Consider the following 21,287-nt stretch of genomic DNA (forward strand, 5'->3'; position numbering starts at 1 on the left):
TACATCAATCCACGAAATCAAATTCGAATTCAAGCAATCTGACTGTGTCGCCGTCTTTGGCTCCTCTTTCCCTGAGTGCTTCGTCGACTCCCATGGTGCGCAATTGACGCGCGAACCTCTTTTGGGATTCTTCCCGACTGAAGTCGGTCATCTTGAAAAGTCTTTCTATTTTTGCACCGCTGACAACAAAAGTGCCATCCGGTTCTCTTGTGATAATGAATTCCTGTTCTGCTTTTTCATGTTTATAAAGGACGCGCTGTTCCGTTGTTTCCTCTTCTTCCTCTTCAAACATGGCAAACTCAGGCGTTTCTTCGAGTTTATCAGCAATGGCGAACAGAAGGTCACGAAGTCCCTGGCGCGTAACGGCAGAAATTCCGAACACTGGATAGTCCTCTTCCATTCGCTCCTTGAAATTCTTGAGGTTCTCTTCCGAGTCAGGCATGTCCATCTTATTCGCGACAATGATTTGCGGGCGCTCCGTCAAACGCAGGTTATAAGCTTTCAACTCTGCATTGATTGTCAGAAAGTCCTCATATGGATCGCGTCCCTCAAGGCCGCTCATATCAATGACATGGACAATGACACGGGTACGCTCGATGTGACGAAGGAATTGATGGCCCAGTCCGACACCTTCGTGAGCCCCTTCAATCAATCCTGGCAAGTCAGCCATGACGAAGCTGCGGCCGTCTTCCGTTTCAACCATTCCGAGATTTGGCGCAATCGTTGTAAAATGATAATCACCGATTTTCGGTTTAGCTGCAGACACAATGGAGAGCAGGGTTGATTTACCTACACTCGGGAACCCTACAAGGCCGACATCAGCCAGCAGTTTCAACTCGAGCACGACATAGCGTTCCTGTCCAGGCTCTCCCTTTTCAGACAGCTCCGGAGCCGGGTTCGCAGGAGTGGCAAAGCGGGTGTTTCCCCTTCCTCCGCGTCCGGCTTTTGCAATGACAGCCCTTTGGCCATGTTCTGTCAAATCTGCAATCAATTCCCCAGTGTCGTCATCTTTGACAATCGTGCCCGGAGGAACTTTAACAATCATGTTCTCTGCATTTCGACCGTGCATATTCTTGCTCATTCCATGCTCTCCGCGTGGAGCCTTGAAGTGGCGCTGATAACGGAAATCCATTAGCGTGCGCAGCCCTTCATCCACTTCAAATACGACATCTGCCCCGTTTCCTCCGTCACCGCCTGCGGGACCTCCGTTCGGAACATACTTTTCACGGCGGTAGGCAACCATTCCATTGCCACCATCTCCGCCTTTTGTATAAATCTTGACCTGATCGACAAACATTTATTTTCACTCCTTAAAAAAAGGCATGGGAATCTTCTTTTTCCTTTTCTGCCTCTTTGGATTATGTATTTAAACGCAGGGACATTAAAAACCCTTCTCTTTCCAGTGTATGCACGTTTACAACTTCACTTTGATGAGCCATCCAATTCTGCAGCTTGCCCTTATCTTCTATTATCCCATTAAAATCCAATTCAAACCGTGCATCATTCTGGGAAATCTTGATGATGATGACTAAATTGTTTTCTGCATAGGCCATGACCGATTTTTCCAAAACAGAGAAAAATTCGATAAACCATTTAGATAAGCGTCCATCGTCCAACCCATGCTTTTCTGCTTGAAGCACTTCAAACTCCACCTTGATTAAATGGGTCTCCCAATTATACGTCAGCATCAGCTCCGCAAAGTTCGGCAGCTTTAAATTAGAGAGTTTTGATTCATTCTGAGCTTCTCCAACGATTTCCTCAATGATCTGCCTGGCCCTGTCGATTCTCCCCAGATCCATATTTCCTTTGATCAGTTGCAGTCTATTCATCCAGTCATGGCGGGCATGCCTTAGTGCCTCTACCAGGTTCCATTCATTCTTCATCAAAAAACTCCCTACAAAATTCGGACTTTTCATACTTGTAGTATATCAGAAAAGATTGGGAGAACGAAAAAAAATTCCTGTAAAAAGGACGTAAATCGACATTGTTGGCGATCGGCCGCCTTTATAAAATAGGCTGGTTTCACACATTATTGCTTTGGAAAAATCCCAAGAGCCGGATTTTCCCCCTGAATTCCAGGATTTTTCTCTCGAAAAAGGGAGAGTAGCTCTTTCTTTCTGTTTTCCAGGTTTTATCCGTTGAATTACCAGGATATCATTTGAAATTGATATACGATAGCAACAAAGGCTGCGAAAAGAGCCATAAAACAAGAAAACTCTAACCGAATACACGGTTAGAGTTTTCTTTAAAAAGCATTAAGCTTCTTTAACTGCTGGGTATACGCTGACTTTTTTCTTGTCACGGCCCATACGCTCGAAACGTACGATTCCGTCAACTTTAGCGAATAAAGTATCGTCACCGCCGCGTCCAACGTTAACTCCCGGGTAAATTTTAGTACCGCGTTGACGGTATAAAATAGATCCGCCAGTAACCATTTGACCATCAGCACGTTTAGCACCAAGACGTTTAGAGATTGAGTCACGACCGTTTTTAGTCGAACCTACCCCTTTCTTAGATGCGAAAAATTGAAGATCTAATCTTAACATGTGTTCCACCTCCTACGCTTTGAAGGTTATTTTTATAAACTTGCTATATTCACGTTCTATCGTCTGTAAAGAGACAATCATCCCCTGTAAGAGAAGCTGTACCTTTTCATCTGTTTCTTCGGGCAGATCTGCCGGGAATTCACAGTGAAGGTAACCGCCGTCCGGCGACTGGTCAATCACGGGTTCGACCCCGGTCAGCGACATGATCGCATTAACGGTACCAAAAGAGACAGCCGATGCTCCGGCACAAACGATATCTTGACCATTCTGCGCAAAATTTGCATGTCCATCCATGGAAAAAGAGGAAACTCTTCCACCAGGATCTTTGGTGATGTAAACGTTAATCATCCATCAAACGCCTTACGCGTTGATTTTGTCAATCGTCACTTTAGTGTACGGTTGACGATGACCTTGCTTACGACGATAGTTTTTCTTCGGCTTGTATTTGAAAACGACTAATTTCTTAGCGCGGCCTTGTTTTTCGACTTTAGCTGTAACAGTAGCTCCATCAACCAATGGGCTTCCTACTTTTGCATTGTCGCCACCTACGAAAAGTACTTTGTCAAAAGTAACTGTTTCGCCTTCGTTTCCTGCAAGCTTTTCAATGTAGATGGATTGTCCTTCTTCTACTTTGATTTGCTTTCCGCCAGTTTCGATAATTGCGTACATGAATGGCACCTCCTTATAAACTCAGACTCGCCAAGTACAGGCGTTTTGTTATTCAACAAAAGCTTATGGCCTGATTTGAGCGGTTGTAGCACGGGTGCTACAAAAACTATAACATAAGAATACTATCATAAATCGAAGAATGGTGTCAATAGCTTATCGGAATTAGAATGGATTAAAACATTCCTTTACACTTAGTAAAAGTTTTTTGGCCGTGTTACAGGGTACCCGGTTAAACACTGCCACTTCTATCTACTTTCCAATCTTTTGATTTTATAATATGGATGGCTGTCTTTGGCTGTCTGGAATTCGATTTTTTTATTGATGGCTTTTTCCATCTCTTTTAGGGAATGTGAGCTTTCTCCCTTGAAGGCCATCTGGACGTCTTCTGTTGCTTCTATGATGACTTTCTCTTCGTCGGAAAGTTCGTAAAGGTCTCTTTCAAGCTTGTAGGCCATGGATTCGGCGCTTTGGACCATGCCGTAGCCGCTGCAGGCACGGCAGCTGCTGCTTATGTATTCCAGCAGCGGCGGCTTTGTTTTTTTTCTGGTGAGCTGAAGGATTCCCAATTCTGTGAAACCAACGATGGTTGTCCGTTTTCCATCTTCCTTCAGTCCCTCCTTTAAGACATTGATGATGTCGGCTTGGTGCTGTCCGTTTTTCATTTCAATAAAATCAATCAGGATGATACCGGAGAGGTTCCGGATTTTTAGCTGGCGCGCAATTTCCTTGGCCGCCAGTTCATTCGTTTTCAACACTGTTTGTGTCAGGTCGCTTTTTCCCGTGAATTTCCCTGTGTTTACATCGATCACTGTCAAAGCTTCGGTTGGTTCAATGACAATCGTCGCTCCATTTTCAAGCCAGACCACTTTTTTCAATGCCTTCTCAATCTGTGCTTCCACACGATATCGGCTGAAAATATTATCATGGCCCTGGTAGTGAGTGATCTCCCCCGGCAGGGCTGCTTCATTCTTTTCGAGATATGCCCTAAACTCATCTTTCCATGAGAAATCATCCACGATCAGCTCTGCCTGTTTCACCTTTTTCATTTCCTCAAGAATATCTTCTTTCATAATATCCCGGCGATGGAGTAAGGCAGGGGCTTTTTTAGTAAGAGATGCGTTATATAAGTCATGGTATTCTTTTCTCAGTTCAAGAAATTCATTTTTAATCCTGGTTTCAGTTTCCTGAAGTGCAGCTGTCCTGAAGAGGATGCCTTCCTGGTCCTCTTTCATCCTTGAACCAAAACGCCTCCACTTCCTCTTCTGGTCCTCGCTGGAGGCTTTTTTTGAAACCGCGATGTACCGCCCTTCGGGAAGATAGACAATGGTTTTTCCTTTTAACTCAACAATCGCAGTGAGCCTGGGGCCTTTGGTTCCGGCTGGATCCTTTTTCACCTGAACAAAAAGTTTCTGACCTTGATGAAGAAGCCTGCTTATATCGGCAGACTTTCTTTTAGTGTCATCCAGCGCCAGGAATCCCGGCAGATCATCTATATGCAAAAAGCCATTCTTTCCTTCTCCAATATTGATAAAAGCAGCATTGAGTCCTTTTTCAACCTTGTCGACCCTGCCTAGATAGATGTTTCCGGCAATCGATTCTTTTTCAGGCTGATACACATGAAAACCCTCCATTATTCCATCACGCAGACGGGCCCATCTTTTTTCCCTGCCCAATGCATTTACAATAATCCTGTCCATCAAACCGCCTCTTTCTGCCTTGCAAATAGAATAAGGCTAACCATCTTCGTTAGCCTTTTCATCATAATACGCAGCAGCTGCATTACGCAAACGATTCAATATAGGTATAGCAGGTCCTGTGATTTGGCCGTTGTCATCTTTTCGGTAAAATATGCATGCAGGACCTCATTTTCATCCAGCTTCCCTGCTTCTTTCCCATCAACATACACGATGACCGGATGCTTAAACCCTCTATGAAATCGTTCAAGGATCGAATAAATCATCTCATCCCCGTTAATCTCCAGCGGCTTTAAATCCCGGACATTGCCTCCTTTTCCGTAATACCGTTCCAATAAAAATCTCATGAAGGTAAATTTCCTTTGCTTCCATTCTGTCCATAGTGAAAAGTAAAGAAAAGACAGGATGATCCAGAGGTTAAGGTGGAAAGGAACCGTAAGAAGAACGACGGCATGGAACAAGAGCAGGGCAGCAAGGGAAACAATCAATGTCCATTGATAGGCGGCGATGAACCTGAGCCTGTAGCCAAGGAGGATCGATAGCAGTTTCCCCCCGTCCAATGGCCAAATGGGAAGAAGGTTGAATAACAGAACCATCAAATTCAATTGAATGAATAGCTCGAAATGGTGAGAGGAGAATAAACCGGCATCATGGATGAGTTTCGCCCCTCCCATAAGCCAGAGATGCTGCATGGGCCCTCCAGCCACTACAAAGAGTTCTTCTTTCAGCGACCTGTTTCCGTGTTCATCCATTTCCGCTACCCCTCCAAAAGGCAGCAGTGAAATCCGCTTAATTCTCCAAGAAAAAACATGGGCCGTGACCCCATGTCCCAACTCGTGTATAAAAATAATGACAAACAGCATGATCAACTCAGTAAAATGGGCGGTCAGGATCGCGAGCCCTGCCGCCGCCCACAGCAGCGGATGAATGTGTATCTTTTTCAACAGCTTACTAAATTCACTCAAATGATATCACCTGGATCGGATCGATAAAGGCATCCTCTTTTTTGATAGCAAAATAAAATTCCCCGGTTGCTGCGTCTTCTTCATCAGTCACCGTCCCTACTGGTTTACCTTTGTCAACCTTTTCATATTGAGTAACCTCGATGGTGTTCAGGCTGCCATACCAGGACTCTGACTTATCGGCATGTTGAATAATCACTGTCTGTCCAAGCCCGTCTTTTTTTCCTGCAAAGATGACCCGTCCGCCTTTCATTGCCTCGACCTTTGCTCCCTTCCCTGTTTCGACCATGATTCCCTGCCCGTTGCTTTTGAAATTTTCCACTACCTTTCCGGAAGCAGGCAATGCATACTCGGCGGTTTCGGTGGTTTCCGGCTGGCTGGTTTCTTTTCCACTCGGCAGTAAAGCAAGCGGTTTTCCAAATTGATCTTCATACCAGGCAGATACTGCAGCAAACTGGAACTCGCTCGTCATCGTCTTTTGTACATACGAACGCGCCTTGTCAAACCCTGGGACCTGGTTCTGAAATAAGATAGCCGTGCAAAGAATAAGAACGCTGGTTCCAAGGATTTTCAGGATAAAAAGCTCCTTGCTGAACAATGGATGGCCGCCTTCAGAAGGCCCCCCCTCATAAGAAGAGAAACGCTCGCCACCGTATCTTTCTTCATCAGCAGGCAGCAGCATGTTCCGCGACAGCGAAGATGAAGAGGCAGTATTGCTCATTCGTTTTCTTTTAGCTATCCGCTTTCTGATTTCATCCGCTCGATTCCCCATAATACCATTCCCCTTTTTGTATGCCGGAACGCGTACACACAGGAGTCTGTGACGATCGGTTGTGAATGCAGACCCATCTCCATGTCATTGTACAAGTCCCTTTTGGAATCAATGTATGACTTGTCCTTTGAAAATATGTCTCTGTATCTTGCTGCTGATTTCCGCTCCAGGTGCTTTGCTCTATCATTGTCTAAATTCCTTTTCGGAGCTTCCCGTCAAAAACACCGACTGCACCATGCCGGACATTTTGATGATATTCGCTTTCATACGATCTACCTCCTATCCCTCATGTCACTCTTACATGGTCACCCTCATTTTGACGGCGCTTGCTTAAAAAGGCACCTAAAGGAAAAACCGGACTGCAAAGGCAGTCCGGCCGGTAAACAGCTATTAAGCTTTAACGCCAAAAAATTTCTTTAATTTCGTGAAGACACCGTGCTTGTCCTCTTCCAGTGATTGAAGCGGAACGGATTCCCCAAGAATACGGCGGGCGATATTGCGGTATGCGATGGACGCTTTGCTGCTTGGGTCCATGGCAATCGGCTCCCCTTTATTGGATGACTTGATGACATTGTCATCATCTGCCACGATTCCAATCAAGTCGATGGAGAGATGAGTTGTGATTTCATCGACATCAAGCATCTCCCCGCTTTTCATCATATGTGTCCTAATACGGTTGATGATCAGTTTAGGCGGTTCAATGTCTTCTTTTTCAAGCAGTCCGATGATACGGTCTGCATCCCTGACAGCCGAGATTTCAGGGGTTGTCACAACGATTGCCCTGTCTGCACCGGCAACCGCATTTTTATACCCCTGTTCAATGCCCGCAGGACAGTCGATGATGATATAATCATAGTCCTGCTTCAATGTTCCGATCAATTTCTTCATCTGTTCGGGAGTAACTGCTGTTTTGTCGCTTGTCTGTGCTGCAGGGAGCAGGAATAATTTATCATCAAAACGTTTATCTTTCACAAGCGCTTGATGGATTTTGCAGCGCTCTTCCACCACATCCACCAGGTCATAAATGATGCGGTTTTCCAGTCCCATTACGACATCCAGGTTCCGAAGGCCGATATCGGTATCCACTAAACAGACTTTTTTGCCTTGCAGAGCTAATGCCGTACCAACATTTGCAGATGTAGTCGTTTTTCCTACACCGCCTTTACCTGAAGTAATTACTATCGCTTCACCCACATTAGCGTCCCCCTTTAAAACTAGTAATATTTGGTCTAAGATGCTTCAAGACTTGTAATCTGTCAATTACGATTTGATTTGATTCATCTATGTAAGCGCACTCCATTTCGTGTCCCTCTTCTTTATCAAAATGATCGGGAGCCCTGTTCAGGCAGTCTGCAATCCGGAGCTGGGAAGGTGTCATTTGTGAAGCCACAATCACGGCTTCCTGGCTGCCTGTGTATCCGGCATGTGCGATTCCTTTTAAGGCTCCAAGTATATAGAGGTTGCCGGCTGCCTTAACTGTGCCTCCTGGATTTACGTCTCCAATGATCAGCAAATCTCCCGGAACTTCAACCACCTGTCCCGATCGTATAACACCGGCGATGGTATGGATTTCGCTTTCTTCTTTCATTTTTAGCGCTTCTTCACTTGTTACAACACTGCTCGAAATCTCGTTAACGGACAAATTTCGTTTTTCACTGACAATTTGTTCAAGCTCCTCTTTCTGCCGTGAAGTCAAATATCTATTTCCAGCTTGAATTTTAACGGTAATGAGAGGAGTACCTTCAGTTTGACGATATTGGGCCGACAGCTTATCCTTCAATTCCTTTTTCAGTTCTTCGTAAGAGCATTGATCATTCAGGTGAAGGGTAAGACCATCCTTTGTGCCTTTTATCATTACGTTTTGCCTATTTTTCATGTCGGAATTATTCACCTCAGTCGTCATTAAATTCGACAAATGCATGCCTGTTTCCTTTTTTGAAACTGCTATTTCATAAATATTCTTTTTGAAGGAGTTAGTTGATTTCCGCTTCAGATGTGTGACTCTGCGCGGCGGAGGTGAGCCTCACCTTCCAAGAACAGAAGCTGACGTTCAGCACCGTACGGATGGGAGGGCTCCAGTAAGAGATAAGGAATCACAACGAACATGATGACTCATCGCAAGGCGGAAGACGGAAATCTGTCAGGTGCTGGCCGCTGCAGCTGGACGGTCCCGCTAATCCCGCAGGAATTCACACACCTTCCGCTCCAATCAACCCTTCAGGTTTAAATAAAAAAACCATGATATTTAAGAAAACAGTCCTAAAAATTCTTTTTTAGAGGATAGGATGGAGGTGAAATCAATACCTTAAAGCCGGTCTCAGTCTTCCAGTCTTTCTTTTTGAAGCTGCAAGAGCAGCGCTTTCAAAGGATACGACACGATGATCAAAAAGGCTGCATTCAGAACAAGTGTCGGCCATAGACGCAGGTCGGCAAACGTGGCAATGGCCCAGTCGGTCTTGCCGATCAGCAAGTTGATTTGATAGACGAGAAACTCCAAAATCGACAAATTCACGAGAATGACCATACCCGTGACAACCAGGTTGCTGTGCAGCACTTTCATTATCCGCGATGTCAAAAATGTGACGAAAGGGAAAAGGAACAGGTACACCCCAAGAACTTCTGTAAAAAAGGAATCATAAAGAAAACCGAAGATAAAACCATAAAGGACTGCCGTCTTGTTATGATAATAAACACTCATCAGCAAAATGAACACAATCAAGAAATGGGGAACAAGCACTCTGTCACTATTAAAAACCCCCATGGGAAGGTATGTGACAAACACGCTTGATCCGTAAAAAAAGGCTAAAGCAATCAACGGAAGGAGAATTTTTTTCATTCCTCACCCTCCGCTTCTGCCGATTCCTCCAGATCGATGCTCACCTTGCTTCTGTCTACCACGATGACATGTTCGAGGTGATACAGATCAGCCGTTGGTTCTACATATGCAGTTTGAGTCAAACCATATTGGTCTGGAACAATTTTCTTCACTTCCCCGATCGGCAATCCTTTCGGAAATACTCCGCCAAGGCCGGAAGTGATCACCTTAGATCCTTTTTGCACTTTCATATCATTAGGAATCCGCTTAACCAGCAGCTGGTCCCTCTCCATGTCATAACCTTCAATGGACCCAATGACATTTTCTTCGCCTTGTATCATGGCTGAAATCCGATTGTTTGGATTTTTATTACTGAGCAGTTCAATGGTCGAGGAGAACTGTTTAACGCTCTTCACCTTTCCGATCAAACCTTGTGAGGTAATGACAGCCATATTGGCCTGCACTCCTTGCACCTTTCCTTTATCAATGATGAGCAGATCATCCCATTGACTTGGGTTCCTTGCTATGACGGTCGCCTGGATGGGGTCAAAGTCTCGCAGGTTTTCCTGTTTATCAAGGATCTTCCGCAGCTCATCATTATCCTTTTCCAGATCTTTCACCATTGTTTCCAACTTCACAAGCTCTTCCAAGCGGGATTTCAGTTTCTTGTTTTCTGTATAGGTATTTTGCAGATCTTTAACATTTTCAACGAATCCGGCGACAGCACCAACCGGTTTGGATACAAGGGATTGCCCAAATCCGACAATATCTCCAACAAACTGCTCAGGCCAGGATATATTCTCCCTCTCGCGAACAGAATATCCTATCAATGCCACAAGCACGATGATGCTGACAAGTAGGATGATCAATCGTTTATTCAAAAAAAAGCGGGGCATGTAAGACACCTCTATCTTTTACACTTATTTTCTCTCCTGTTGTGATAAAAAATCATTCGACATTTCACTTCTTAATCTACCATTTTTCTCAAAAAGGAAAAAGAGGCATTTTCAAAAAGACCGCAGCATGTCCTCTTCTGAATTCACGGATACATTTACCAATTCACACAAACAAGAAGGGACTGCCCACGATACCGTTCAATGAGTGCAGCCCCATCTGTTGTCAATCAACTACTATTATTTTTTGTTTTTGAAGAGGTCGATATGGTCAAGAGCTTTTCCTGTGCCGATTGCCACACAATCGAGCGGGTTCTCTGCAATCAGGACAGGCATTTTGGTTTCATCACTGATGATCTTATCAAGGTTTCGAAGCAATGCTCCTCCACCTGTGAGAACAATTCCTCTGTCCATGATATCCGCCGCCAGTTCCGGTGGAGTCTTTTCAAGCGTGCTCTTCACTGCATCAACTATGGAATACACAGTATCCCTTAACGCAGCGGCAATTTCTTCTGCCGTTATTTCAATTGTTTTCGGAAGCCCAGTCAAGAGATCACGTCCGCGGATATCAAGTGTATCGACACCATCAGAGTCTCCTGCAGAGCCAATTTCGACTTTTATCGTCTCAGCCGTACGGTCACCGATCATAAGGTTGTACGTTTTGCGGATATAATTGATAATCGCATCGTCCATTTCATCCCCGGCAACACGGATAGACTGGCTGGTCACGATGCCTCCAAGGGATATGATCGCAACTTCTGTCGTTCCGCCTCCAATATCAACAACCATGCTTCCTGTCGGTTCCCATACAGGAAGGTTGGCACCTATCGCAGCAGCAAACGGCTCCTCAATGGTGTAGGCATCCCTTGCGCCTGCCTGGCGGGTTGCGTCGATTACCGCACGCTCTTCAACTGCTGTAATGCCGGATGGAACACAAATCATCACATAAGGCTTGCGGGAAAACGCCCCTTTTCCATTGGTTGCCTGCTTTATGTAATATTTCATCATTGTTGCTGTCGTTTCATAGTCAGCAATGACACCGTCTTTCATAGGGCGCAGTGCCACTACATTTCCAGGTGTCCTTCCGATCATATTCTTAGCGTCATTCCCTACAGCGACGATTTGCTTCGAGTCCGTCTGCAAGGCGACCACTGAAGGTTCACGAACGACAATTCCTTTTCCTTTAACATATACAAGTGTGTTAGCCGTTCCTAAATCTATTCCAAGATCCTTTGTACCAAACATTAATTGTATCTCCCTTTCTAATACGGAATGGGTTCATTCCAATCTATATAAGATCTTTCCCTATATGTCTAATCTTCCAAAAATCACAAACAATATTATAGCCTAACCATCACGAAAAACAAAGCCTCATAAGTATCCTTTTTCCTTTAAGCTCACATATTTCTTCTCACCGATTATCAAATGGTCCAGCACTTCGATGCCAATAATTTTCCCGCACTCGACCAGCCTCTTTGTCACCTCTATATCCTCACGGCTCGGAGTCGGGTCTCCTGATGGGTGATTATGGATACAAATGATGGAGGCCGCGGATCTGCGGAAAGCCTCCTTGAACACTTCACGCGGATGGACTATTGAGGCATTCAAGCTGCCGATAAAGATGGTTTGCTTATGAAGGACCTGATTCTTTGTGTTCAGGTACAGACAAACGAAATGCTCCTGTGACAGAAATCTCATATCATTCATCACATAGTTAGCCCCGTCTTCCGGAGACCGGATGGAATAACGGTCATCAAATGCGAGATTGCTGATCCGGCGGCCGATTTCCACTGCAGCCATGATCTGAACTGCTTTGGCAAGGCCAATTCCATTGATATCAGTGATTTCTTCCAAGGAAGCTTCTTTCAAAAGCCTGAAGCCTTCGAAGGTTGTCAGGACCCTGTTGGATAATTGCAGGACAGATTCGGATTTCGTGCCTGTCCTAAGAATAATGGCCAGAAGCTCCTGATTCGAAAGGCTTGAAGCACCATTTTGAACCATACGTTCACGCGGCCGCTCATCTGTTGGATAATCTCTGATCATCAGTTTCGTTTCAGTCAAATATGCTTACCTCCCAATTATAACGCATGGGAGGAAAAAGAGTTGAAATATATGCTATGGATGGTAGCCCATCTCTTTCAAGCTGCGGTATACCTGGGAAATCGGCAGTCCCACAACGGAAAAGTAATCACCTTGGATTTCTTTCACAAGGAATGCGCCCAATCCCTGTATCCCGTAACCGCCTGCTTTATCGAGCGGCTCACCTGAAGCCGCATACATATCTATTTCCTCTTCTGTCAGCTCCCAAAACGTTACTTCCGTTTTTTTGTAAAACATTTTTTCAGATTGATCTTTTACGATGGATACACCTGTATAGACGGAATGTGTTCTGCCTGAAAGCATTCGGAGCATTTCTTTTGCGTGCTCTGGATCTGAAGGTTTTCCGAGGATTTCACCGTTGTAGACAACAACGGTATCCGACCCAATGACAAATGACCCCGGATGTTTTGCAGCAATGGATACGGCTTTGCGTCTGGCCAGTTCCATTACGACATCATCGGGTGTTTGGCCTTGTGAAAAAGATTCATCGGCATTGCTGATTTCAATAGAAAAAGATAGATGGATTTGTTGTAGAAGTTCTTTTCTGCGGGGGGAACCTGAAGCTAGAATGAGGTTTGACAATTCATACACCTTTCCCTTCTTCCGTAAGATTGGGAGATACATTTCAATCGTACCAAATAGTTGTCCCATTCACAACAAATAACTAAAGCGGAAGCGCCGTTGGGCTCTGTAGAGATTGGAGGGCTTCTGTATGAGATGAAGGAAACACAACAGACATAGTGAGTTGATGTTGACTTATCATTAAAAAGCGCTAAGACCCGGTCAGTAGCGTACGGACTGGACTGGCTCCGCATGAGATAAAGGAAACACGGTAAGCGCAGCGGCCGATGTTGACTTATCGCAAGGAGGGGCCGGGAAGTATGCTGGAGCTGGACGCAGCTAAAGCGAAGCACCTTGGTCAACTCCAACAGGCTTAGGACGAACCGGCGGGAAGGTTGATTTTTGACCTTCTTGACGGTGCGGCTCATGACCCGGGGGGCCAGGCGCTGGGGCTCGCTGACCGAAAGCGGAAAGGCTTCGGTCAGCGGCGTACAAACCGGAAGGCTTCCGCATGAAATGAAAGAATCATTAAGAAGGTTAGCGATACAATGATGCCTTATCGCTAACACCGGTCATTGGGGCTCAACAGATAAAAGTGCATCCGGAAGACCAAGACAAGAAAAAAAGCAGAGTGAACTGCTTCCGCTCTGCCTCTTTCGTATATATTTCCCGGAAAATATCCAATATACCTGATAACTTTACAATTTATGATAAGTTTCTAAGTAGCTTAGCAAGGACTGCTGTGCTCCAACCAGCTTGGAAAGCTCGGAGGAAGATTGGTATTCCTGCAAGCTGGCGCCGGCAGCTGCCAGCTTTTCTTTTAAGCCCGTCATACTTTCACTCACCTTTAATGCTGACAGGTCTTTCATCCCTGTGTTGATTTCTGTCATTTTCTCTTCGTTCACTTTGCCGTTCGTGTAGGCATTTGAACTCTCTCCGGCCAAAGCTGCAAATACGGCTGTGGATTTTTGGATGAATTCGGCATCGGCCTTTGTTCCTTTAATGTTTTTTTCAGGAAGGACAATATCCTTGGCATAGACCTGAACATTTTCAGCCGAGAGTTTTTTGCCCATTGCTTTTGCCCCTTCAAGATCACCAGAGGTTCCAATAAACAAAAGTCTGCTGCCTTCCATCTCAAACAGCACGGCCGGGAGTCCTTTTGCCTCTAAGTTCGCTTTTTCTGCATTTGCTGCATCGGGTGTCGAAAACACACCTCCCTGTACTACTGAAGCAGTCAGACTTTCAAGAGTGATAGTACCGCCGGGAGCAGAGGAAGTGTCTTCACCATCTGAATTTTCGGCCTCCCCCGCTTCCTGAAGCTGCACAGCCGGAATGGATTGCTCCCCATCTGTTATCACATTAAGAATGATGAAGCCAAAAATCAATGAGACCGCAACTGCACCGACCAGTGTATAGATGAGCCTGGCAATACCAGGGGTCATCTGCCGTCCGCTGAAATGCTTTTTCCCTTTCTTGTTCTGTACATAATTAATTTTCTTGAATTCCTTAGGAGCCGGATCTTCATCCGGGAGGACCCAATCAAAAGAATCTTCTTCCGCTCTCTCTTCTGCGGCGGCTGATTCTTCTTCTCCTAATTTCCAATTATGTACAGGCACTTCCTCGTCATAGTTCTTTTGGTCACCGTTAATCTTTATCGTGATCCTGCCGTCTTTCTTTCCCTGCTTGTCCACCTTCATCATCCCCCTCCTCTGTGTCGTTTTTTTTATGCTATCACAGTGCATAAAAAAAAGAACAAGACTTTTGTCGTCTTGCCCCCAGAGGTTTTCGCCATTTTTTTTATTTTGCCGTAATCGCTGATTCATCAATGTTTTTGATTGATAAAGGAATCAAATTCTCTCCATCTTTACCGCATAATTTTTTTGTTTCTCCTATGAAGCAAATCGATTCAATGGTTTCGCCATTTACCACTGCATAAGAGTCATTTGAGTCCGGATCCAGCTGCTTGTTTGTAAATGGATCCTGAATCTTTTCAATCATATTGTTGTCATAAAGTGTCTTATAGGTGATTTTGGCGAGCTCGTTATCTTGCAGGAGAGATTCCTTTGCAAACAAGCTGGCTGCATCTTTAAATGTGTGCGCATTCGCCACGAATGCCTGATGTTTCGATTTCTCAATGATTTGGCCGATTGCGAGCACAGCGATCATCCCTATAATTCCCATGATAACGATGACTGCCAGCAATTCAACCAGTGTCAGTCCTTTTTGATTATGTTTCACATTAATCCAGCCCCTTTGCTGGCATTCATTTATTCATCTTCTTTTTCTTTATCCAGGTCACTGTAGCTGCTGAATGGATTCACCTTGTTTGCCGGAGCTGGCGTCTTCAATCCCGGCATCTCTTCCAACAGCTCCAGCAAATCCGGTAAGTAAAATGCTGCAACTACCAGCTTATAACTGACCTTGTCGTAACTTTCACCTTGCATGGTCGACTCTTCAGGCCCTTCAAAGGCAACCTGCTCGATTTCGGTGATGCGGTCCAGATCTTCGAGGACTTCCAAGAATCGCTCCATTTCAAAATAACTTGGAGATTCTACCGATAAAGTCGCACTAAGCTTTTTTAAGCCTTGTGGAAGGATTTCCTGAGGCTGTGCTTCTGTTTCTGTTCCTGCTTCCGTTTCGCCAGTTTCACCCTCGGCTTCACTGTCATCAGCAGACAGGTTTTCTATATCTTCTTCCGGGCTTTGCGGTGTGAGGGGAAGAGTTACATCTCCTTCAGAAAATTGGATGCTTGAAATGAAGCTGTTTGAAATCGTCTCCGCTTTTTCCAAATCAAGGACCAGCTTTTCCGTCATAGGTTTGACGGGTACCTTTTTTTGCAGAGCAACAGAGCTTTGAAAGGTTTTCTGGTGGATGCTCCCTGACTTCTCTTCCAGAATGGAGATCAGCTTTTCCTCTGTCTCCAAATCCTGTTCACGAAGAGTGATTTCTTGTTGAACCGGATTGTACAACAAAAGATAGACTCCTGCTGAAATACAAAGACTCAGAAGGATGGAGCCTGCAATCAGAAGCCATTCCCTTTTTTCAAATTGGAGGTTCATTATTCATCCCCTCCTTCATTCTCAGTCTTCAGCTCATTTTTAATAACGGCCTGGTTCAATGAAATTTCATACTGGCCAAGATACCTTGGCATCAGTTGATCTTCCGGCAGAACCACTGTTTCTTCAAGGGTATCGCCTTGAGAAGTAGTTTCCAAGGAAGCCAATTTCACGTCGGCTATCCAATCAGAACTTTTTAAGTCGTTAAGAAAGTAGGCCGCCTGCCTGCTCGTATCAAACTGGACATTCAGGTTGATCGTGCCGGCTTCTGTGTAATTGAACTGCCTGAAGAAGCCTCTTTCCGGCAAAAGGGATGTCAGGTGTTCAAGGACAGGAACAGTGTCAATTGGATACTCCTCAGCCCATTGTACAGCCGTCTGCAGCTGCTGAGATCCATCTGAGGATTCGACGCTGCTTACAGCTGCCTCCTGCTGAATTCGGAACTCTTTTTTCATTTCCAGCTCTTTCGTTAAATTATCCAGCTTCAGCTGTGAGATCTGGGTATAAATGATTAAAAAAGCCGATACGAGCAGAGTGATGCACAGTACAGCAATCGCTATATAGACAGGAAGCCTTCGCTTACGCTCCTTCTGCGGCAATAAATTAATATCAATCAGCATTACAGCACCTCTTTCAGTGCCAAACCGATTGCCAGGTCGAATTGACTGGGTACCGATTGTCCACGTGTATCTAGAGCATAGTCCCCCGGAGATTTGTGGACAGGAACATCCAGTCTCTCCTTAAGACTTCCAAAAATGTCTTTCAAATCAGGATGGTCACCTGTCAAGATGACTTTGTTGACGTTGACCTCACCCTTATTCAAAGAATATTTATAAAAGCTGATGACTTTTTCGATTTCTTTAAAGGTGTCTTCTAAAAACAGCAAGGCATTAGACCCAACGTCTGCATTTTCTGTTAACTCCAGGTCTCCTTGCAGAGAAATCGGCCGCAGGAAGATCGGCTGGTTATTATGGAAGATCGAGATCGTCAACAGTTTTTCATCAAATTGAAGAATCATTTCGTGATCCGTGCTTCTCACCATATCCTGATGGTAAAAGTATCTGTACAGAGCCAATGGGGATATGTCTGCCGCCACCGGCTTCAATTTCACTTCATCCAACATATCTCTGTAAGAATGAATGACCTCTTCCGGTGATGCGACAAGCAGGATTTCCTGCTTGTCCTCTTTTTCGCCAAGGAGGACTACATCAAACAAAGGGTCCTCGAACGGAAGATGGATGCTCGTTCCGATCTCCATGAAAAGATATCCCTTCAGCTCGTCTTCCTTGATGTCTGAAGGCACCAGCATCCTTTTAACGATGATCGAAGTGCTGGGAACAATGAAACGGACCATCTGCTTCTTTATTCCCCAATCAGAAATACACTCTTCCAGGATCATGGCCAGGGTGTCATATTCAATGATCTTTCCATCCGCAATGATGCCTTGGGGAAGAAGTTTTTCACCATAGCTGTGCAAAGTCAGCGGAGACTCCATCTTCAAGTCTGCATAACGGATGGCCGTATCGGTGATGACGAGATTTGCTATTCTATTGTTATTGCCAAACAATCCAAATTTCATTGAATATAACCCCTCTGCCTAGAAACCTAGTAAAAGTGATAAATACCAGTCGATGATATTTTCATAGTAAAAATAAGAAATTAATGCACCCGAAGCGATAAACGGTCCGAACGGTATCGGCTTTTTCCTTTCAAAGAACCCTAACGCCAGGCCGGCTATTCCAACTGCCGCTCCCAATAATGTGGCAAGAAAAAAGGAAAGCAGCATCGGTTTGGTGCCCAGTACAAAGCCAATGAGAGCATATAGCTTGATGTCCCCTCCGCCCATTCCGCCTTTGCTGACGACAGCAATCAGAAGCAGCAAGCTGAATCCGATGGCTGCACCTGCTAGAGAGTCCCACCATGGGGATAAGGGGAAGAATACCCTCTCTATTAAAAAAAGCCCCGCGAAAAACAACAGCACTTTATCAGGGATGAGCATGTATTTTATATCGGAAACAAAGATGATGACAAAAAGCGAAACGAGTGTGAGAGCGATAAGAAGTTCCCATTCCCATCCGATGATCCAGTAGGAGAACACAAACAGAAGGCCTGTTGCACCTTCCACTAAAGGATAAAGAGGAGAAATGCGTTCCCGGCAGCGGGAACACTTTCCTCCTTGGATTAAGTAAGATAGGACTGGAATCAATTCCAGTGGTGTCAGTGTATGGCCGCATCCCGGACAAGAGGAACGCGGCTTGACGATCGATTGGTTAACCGGCACCCTGAGTCCGACTACGTTGTAGAAGGAGCCTAGGAGTAGGCCGTAAATAAAAAAGTACATTAACATAATAGTTTTCAACAGCTAATTATGAAGGATTAGTTACTGTCTCAGTTGCAGTACCATCTAAATTAACATCATCACGTGTTAATTTATCAGGATCCTTATTAACAAAGTATCCAGTTGTTGCAGTATTATTGCTAGAAAGAGTAACTCTGTATGAGTAATTTCCGGTTCCGGAATCTTTAGTAACAAAAACAGCAGTTTTATCATCATCGTAACTCTCACCTGAAGGATTATCAACATCTTCTAAGTACCCATCACTAACTAAATCATCTAGAGTGAATGTGGCACTTCCTGAAATGTCCTTTGCGGTTACAGCCATACGAGCAGCACTAACCATCTGCTGAGCATTCGCAATATGAGCATCCTTCTTAGAATTATTGATCAATCCACCAATACTAGGTATAGCAATTGCAGCAATGATTCCAAGGATAACGACAACAGCAAGCAATTCAATGAGGGTCAAGCCTCGTTGGTCTTTCATTTTTTGACCGATTTTCTTAAACATTTCCGTACCTCCTATAAGTCTTTTTAATTAGGTAATTAGTAATTGCTAAGTTTAATTATACATGACAATTTTGTCGTGAAAAGTAGGTAACTGTAAAAATTTTAAAGAAATTGTTTAATAACCTTGAACATTGTTGAAAATCTCGAACATTGGCACCATGATTGAGGTGACTATCGTCCCTACCAACGCGGCCAGGAAGACGATCATCAGCGGCTCGATGAGGGATTTCAGCCTGTCGGTGCTGTTTTCGACTTCTTTTTCATAGAAGTCGGCGACTTTGCCGAGCATGGAATCGAGTGACCCGGTTGTTTCCCCGATGGCGATCATCTGGGTGACGAGCGGCGGGAAGGCCCAATGCTTCTTCATCGGTTCTGTCAAGGAAGTCCCATTCTCCAGTGAGTCCCTGGAATGTCGAAGGACGCGGCCAATGACTTCATTTTCAACAACCTTCTCAACGATTGCCAATGCCTGCAGAATCGGAACCGAACTGGAGAATAAGGAACTTAATGTCCGCGTCATCCTCGCCAAAGCTGCCTTTTGAATCATGTTGCCGAAGATGGGCATACGCAGCATGGCATAATCGAAATAGTATTTCGTTCTGCTGTTCTTTTTCAACACCATGATTCCTGCTGCAACCGCAGCCATACCGGCTGTCACAAGGTACCAGTATTTCTGCATGAATTCACTGGAGCCCACAACAAACTTCGTGATGGCAGGCAGTTCACCGCCAAAGTCAGACAGCATGGTGACAAACGTAGGGACGACTGCTACAAGAAGGAAAATGACAACGGCAATCGCGATCACACCTACAACAGCCGGATAAGCAAGTGCCGAAACAATCTTCTGCTTTGTCATATGCTGTTTCTCATAATGAGTGGCAAGACTTTCAAGCGTTTCATCAAGGCTCCCCGAAGCTTCCCCGGCCCTGATCATATTGATCAACATGGGTTCAAAGATCCGGCGGTGTTTTGCCAGTGCATCTGACAATGGGTTTCCATCCTTCAATTCCATCTGTACTTCACCCAGCGCTTTGCTGAGTGCCTTGCTCTGGGTCTGTGAAGCGAGGATATCCGTTGCATCCACCACCGTGACCCCTGCCTGCAAAAGCGTCGCAAACTGCCTTAAAAAGATGACCATCTGCTGCAGCTTGACCGGGTTCCCTATGGCAATGTCCTTGGTCAGCAAGGTTTCCGGGACCTCATTCATTTCAATCACCCTGATGCCCTGGTTCTTGAGCTTAAGCATTGCTTCCCTGGTTGATCCTGCGGTCAATACCCCTGACTTCTTCCCTGTACGTCCGCGTCCTGTATATTTAAAGCGGGCCATTAGGTCGTCTGCTCCATCTCGATATAAGGAAAGGCGGATTCTCGGGAGATGACTCCTGATTCATATAAGTTCTTGATACTTGAAGACATAAGATGCATCCCCATTCCTTTTGATGTTTGCAGGATATTATCGATTTGATGGACCTTTTCGGAACGAATCAGGTTGGCAATGGCCGGGTTATTGACGAGCAGTTCAGTCGCAGCTTTCCTGCCCTTTTTATCAACTGTCGGGAATAATCTCTGCGACAAGATTGCCACCAGGACAGATGCAAGCTGAATCCGAATCTGCGCCTGCTGTTCCGGCGGAAAAACATCCACAATCCGTTCAATGGTAGCGGCTGCACTGGATGTATGCAGAGTTGCAAAGACAAGGTGCCCGGTTTCCGCAGCCGTGATGGCTGTGTGGATCGTTTCCAGGTCACGCATTTCGCCGACCAGGATAATATCCGGATCCTGGCGGAGGGCACTGCGGAGCCCTCTTGAAAAGTTCTTAGTGTCAAAGCCGACTTCCCGCTGATCTATGATGCAGCCCCCATGTTTATGAAGATACTCAATCGGATCTTCAAGTGTAATGACATGTTTTCTCATCGTCCTGTTGATGTGGTCGATCATCGAGGCGAGCGTGGTCGATTTCCCGCTTCCTGTCGGGCCAGTCACGAGGACAAGACCTTGAGGTTTGTCAGTAATTTTCTTTAAGACTGGCGGCAGTCCCAGATCATCGATGGTGGGGATGCTTGTCGGAACAATGCGGACTGCCAGTGAAGTGCAGGAACGCTGTTGGTAGGCATTGATCCTGAAACGCGAAATACCGGGAATCCCATAGGAAAAATCAAGCTCGCCCTGTTCCAGGAAAACGTTCCAAAGATCCTGCGGGATGATGGATTTCGCCATGCCTTCCGTATCCTCCGGTTTCAGGATTTCTTTTCCATACCGTTTCAAATCTCCATGAAGGCGAAAGACTGGCGGCGCCCCGACCGTCAAGTGGATGTCCGAAGCCTTTAATTCATATGCAGCACGCAGTAAATAATCGATTTTTTCTTTCATT

General features: G+C 45.2%; 24 protein-coding genes and 1 other annotated feature. All 24 genes read right to left on the reverse strand.

Translation table 11 applies throughout. From position 1 onward, the window contains the following. Positions 1-4 precede the first annotated feature (4 nt). The 24 genes from obgE to AC4E8A_RS17340 all read right to left on the reverse strand — a co-directional run bounded on the left by obgE (position 5) and on the right by AC4E8A_RS17340 (position 21,286). Positions 5-1,297 (reverse strand): GTPase ObgE, encoded by a 1,293-nt coding sequence (obgE, locus tag AC4E8A_RS17225; RefSeq protein WP_490194740.1) that lies wholly within the window; start codon positions 1,295-1,297, stop codon positions 5-7. Between the two features lie 61 nt (positions 1,298-1,358). Beyond that, the gene (locus tag AC4E8A_RS17230) at positions 1,359-1,883 is read right to left on the reverse strand and encodes a Spo0B C-terminal domain-containing protein (protein WP_490194742.1); all 525 of its coding nucleotides are present in this window, start codon (positions 1,881-1,883) and stop codon (positions 1,359-1,361) included. A 372-nt stretch (positions 1,884-2,255) separates the two neighbouring features. Then, on the reverse strand, positions 2,256-2,546 hold the full coding sequence (gene rpmA, locus AC4E8A_RS17235; protein WP_490194744.1) for a 50S ribosomal protein L27: 291 nt from the start codon (positions 2,544-2,546) through the stop codon (positions 2,256-2,258). Positions 2,547-2,558: 12 nt separating this feature from the next. After that, positions 2,559-2,894 carry a ribosomal-processing cysteine protease Prp gene (locus tag AC4E8A_RS17240; protein WP_490194746.1) on the reverse strand — a complete coding sequence of 112 codons (336 nt, stop codon included), beginning with the start codon at positions 2,892-2,894 and terminating at the stop codon, positions 2,559-2,561. A 12-nt stretch (positions 2,895-2,906) separates the two neighbouring features. After that, positions 2,907-3,215 carry a 50S ribosomal protein L21 gene (gene rplU, locus AC4E8A_RS17245; protein ID WP_490194748.1) on the reverse strand — a complete coding sequence of 103 codons (309 nt, stop codon included), beginning with the start codon at positions 3,213-3,215 and terminating at the stop codon, positions 2,907-2,909. Positions 3,216-3,228: 13 nt separating this feature from the next. After that, positions 3,229-3,310, reverse strand: a sequence feature (ribosomal protein L21 leader region). A gap of 150 nt (positions 3,311-3,460) precedes the next feature. Then, positions 3,461-4,912 carry an Rne/Rng family ribonuclease gene (locus AC4E8A_RS17250; RefSeq protein WP_490194750.1) on the reverse strand — a complete coding sequence of 484 codons (1,452 nt, stop codon included), beginning with the start codon at positions 4,910-4,912 and terminating at the stop codon, positions 3,461-3,463. 95 nt (positions 4,913-5,007) lie between these two features. Beyond that, positions 5,008-5,874 (reverse strand): M50 family metallopeptidase, encoded by an 867-nt coding sequence (locus AC4E8A_RS17255; protein WP_490194752.1) that lies wholly within the window; start codon positions 5,872-5,874, stop codon positions 5,008-5,010. Then, positions 5,867-6,643, reverse strand: coding sequence for a peptidoglycan DD-metalloendopeptidase family protein (locus AC4E8A_RS17260; protein ID WP_490194754.1), 777 nt, complete (start codon positions 6,641-6,643; stop codon positions 5,867-5,869). The genes AC4E8A_RS17255 and AC4E8A_RS17260 overlap by 8 nt, the downstream gene beginning before the upstream one ends. Positions 6,644-7,033: 390 nt before the next feature. Further along, positions 7,034-7,837: a septum site-determining protein MinD gene (gene minD, locus AC4E8A_RS17265; protein ID WP_490194756.1), complete on the reverse strand. Its 804-nt coding sequence runs from the start codon at positions 7,835-7,837 to the stop codon at positions 7,034-7,036. A 1-nt stretch (position 7,838) separates the two neighbouring features. Next, complete coding sequence (gene minC / locus AC4E8A_RS17270; RefSeq protein ID WP_490194758.1) at positions 7,839-8,519, reverse strand: septum site-determining protein MinC; 681 nt, start codon at positions 8,517-8,519, stop codon at positions 7,839-7,841. A gap of 441 nt (positions 8,520-8,960) precedes the next feature. After that, complete coding sequence (gene mreD / locus AC4E8A_RS17275; RefSeq protein ID WP_490194760.1) at positions 8,961-9,479, reverse strand: rod shape-determining protein MreD; 519 nt, start codon at positions 9,477-9,479, stop codon at positions 8,961-8,963. Then, positions 9,476-10,354, reverse strand: a complete 879-nt coding sequence (mreC, locus tag AC4E8A_RS17280; RefSeq protein ID WP_490194762.1) for a rod shape-determining protein MreC — start codon at positions 10,352-10,354, stop codon at positions 9,476-9,478. Before mreC ends, mreD begins: the two co-directional genes overlap by 4 nt. 237 nt (positions 10,355-10,591) lie before the next feature. Then, the gene (locus AC4E8A_RS17285; RefSeq protein WP_490194764.1) at positions 10,592-11,596 is read right to left on the reverse strand and encodes a rod shape-determining protein; all 1,005 of its coding nucleotides are present in this window, start codon (positions 11,594-11,596) and stop codon (positions 10,592-10,594) included. Positions 11,597-11,722: 126 nt separating this feature from the next. Continuing rightward, on the reverse strand, positions 11,723-12,394 hold the full coding sequence (gene radC, locus AC4E8A_RS17290) for a RadC family protein (RefSeq protein ID WP_490198923.1): 672 nt from the start codon (positions 12,392-12,394) through the stop codon (positions 11,723-11,725). 72 nt (positions 12,395-12,466) lie between these two features. Further along, complete coding sequence (locus AC4E8A_RS17295) at positions 12,467-13,033, reverse strand: Maf family protein (protein WP_490198924.1); 567 nt, start codon at positions 13,031-13,033, stop codon at positions 12,467-12,469. Positions 13,034-13,710: 677 nt separating this feature from the next. Beyond that, positions 13,711-14,712 carry a hypothetical protein gene (locus AC4E8A_RS17300; protein WP_490194766.1) on the reverse strand — a complete coding sequence of 334 codons (1,002 nt, stop codon included), beginning with the start codon at positions 14,710-14,712 and terminating at the stop codon, positions 13,711-13,713. Between the two features lie 97 nt (positions 14,713-14,809). Then, the gene (locus AC4E8A_RS17305) at positions 14,810-15,250 is read right to left on the reverse strand and encodes a prepilin-type N-terminal cleavage/methylation domain-containing protein (protein ID WP_490194768.1); all 441 of its coding nucleotides are present in this window, start codon (positions 15,248-15,250) and stop codon (positions 14,810-14,812) included. 29 nt (positions 15,251-15,279) lie between these two features. Further along, on the reverse strand, positions 15,280-16,071 hold the full coding sequence (locus AC4E8A_RS17310; protein WP_490194770.1) for a type II secretion system protein M: 792 nt from the start codon (positions 16,069-16,071) through the stop codon (positions 15,280-15,282). Further along, the gene (locus tag AC4E8A_RS17315; RefSeq protein WP_490194772.1) at positions 16,071-16,688 is read right to left on the reverse strand and encodes a PilN domain-containing protein; all 618 of its coding nucleotides are present in this window, start codon (positions 16,686-16,688) and stop codon (positions 16,071-16,073) included. The genes AC4E8A_RS17310 and AC4E8A_RS17315 overlap by 1 nt, the downstream gene beginning before the upstream one ends. Continuing rightward, positions 16,688-17,647 carry a type IV pilus biogenesis protein PilM gene (pilM, locus tag AC4E8A_RS17320; protein ID WP_490194774.1) on the reverse strand — a complete coding sequence of 320 codons (960 nt, stop codon included), beginning with the start codon at positions 17,645-17,647 and terminating at the stop codon, positions 16,688-16,690. The genes AC4E8A_RS17315 and pilM overlap by 1 nt, the downstream gene beginning before the upstream one ends. A gap of 18 nt (positions 17,648-17,665) precedes the next feature. Continuing rightward, entirely contained in the window at positions 17,666-18,415 is a 750-nt protein-coding gene (locus tag AC4E8A_RS17325) for a prepilin peptidase (RefSeq protein WP_490194776.1), read from the reverse strand. A gap of 19 nt (positions 18,416-18,434) precedes the next feature. Continuing rightward, on the reverse strand, positions 18,435-18,917 hold the full coding sequence (locus tag AC4E8A_RS17330; protein ID WP_490194778.1) for a prepilin-type N-terminal cleavage/methylation domain-containing protein: 483 nt from the start codon (positions 18,915-18,917) through the stop codon (positions 18,435-18,437). Between the two features lie 114 nt (positions 18,918-19,031). Continuing rightward, positions 19,032-20,243 (reverse strand): type II secretion system F family protein, encoded by a 1,212-nt coding sequence (locus tag AC4E8A_RS17335; RefSeq protein WP_490194780.1) that lies wholly within the window; start codon positions 20,241-20,243, stop codon positions 19,032-19,034. After that, positions 20,243-21,286, reverse strand: a complete 1,044-nt coding sequence (locus AC4E8A_RS17340) for a type IV pilus twitching motility protein PilT (RefSeq protein WP_490194782.1) — start codon at positions 21,284-21,286, stop codon at positions 20,243-20,245. The genes AC4E8A_RS17335 and AC4E8A_RS17340 overlap by 1 nt, the downstream gene beginning before the upstream one ends. Position 21,287: the final 1 nt, after the last annotated feature.

It is taken from the genome of Bacillus sp. SRL337 (genome assembly GCF_984799155.1).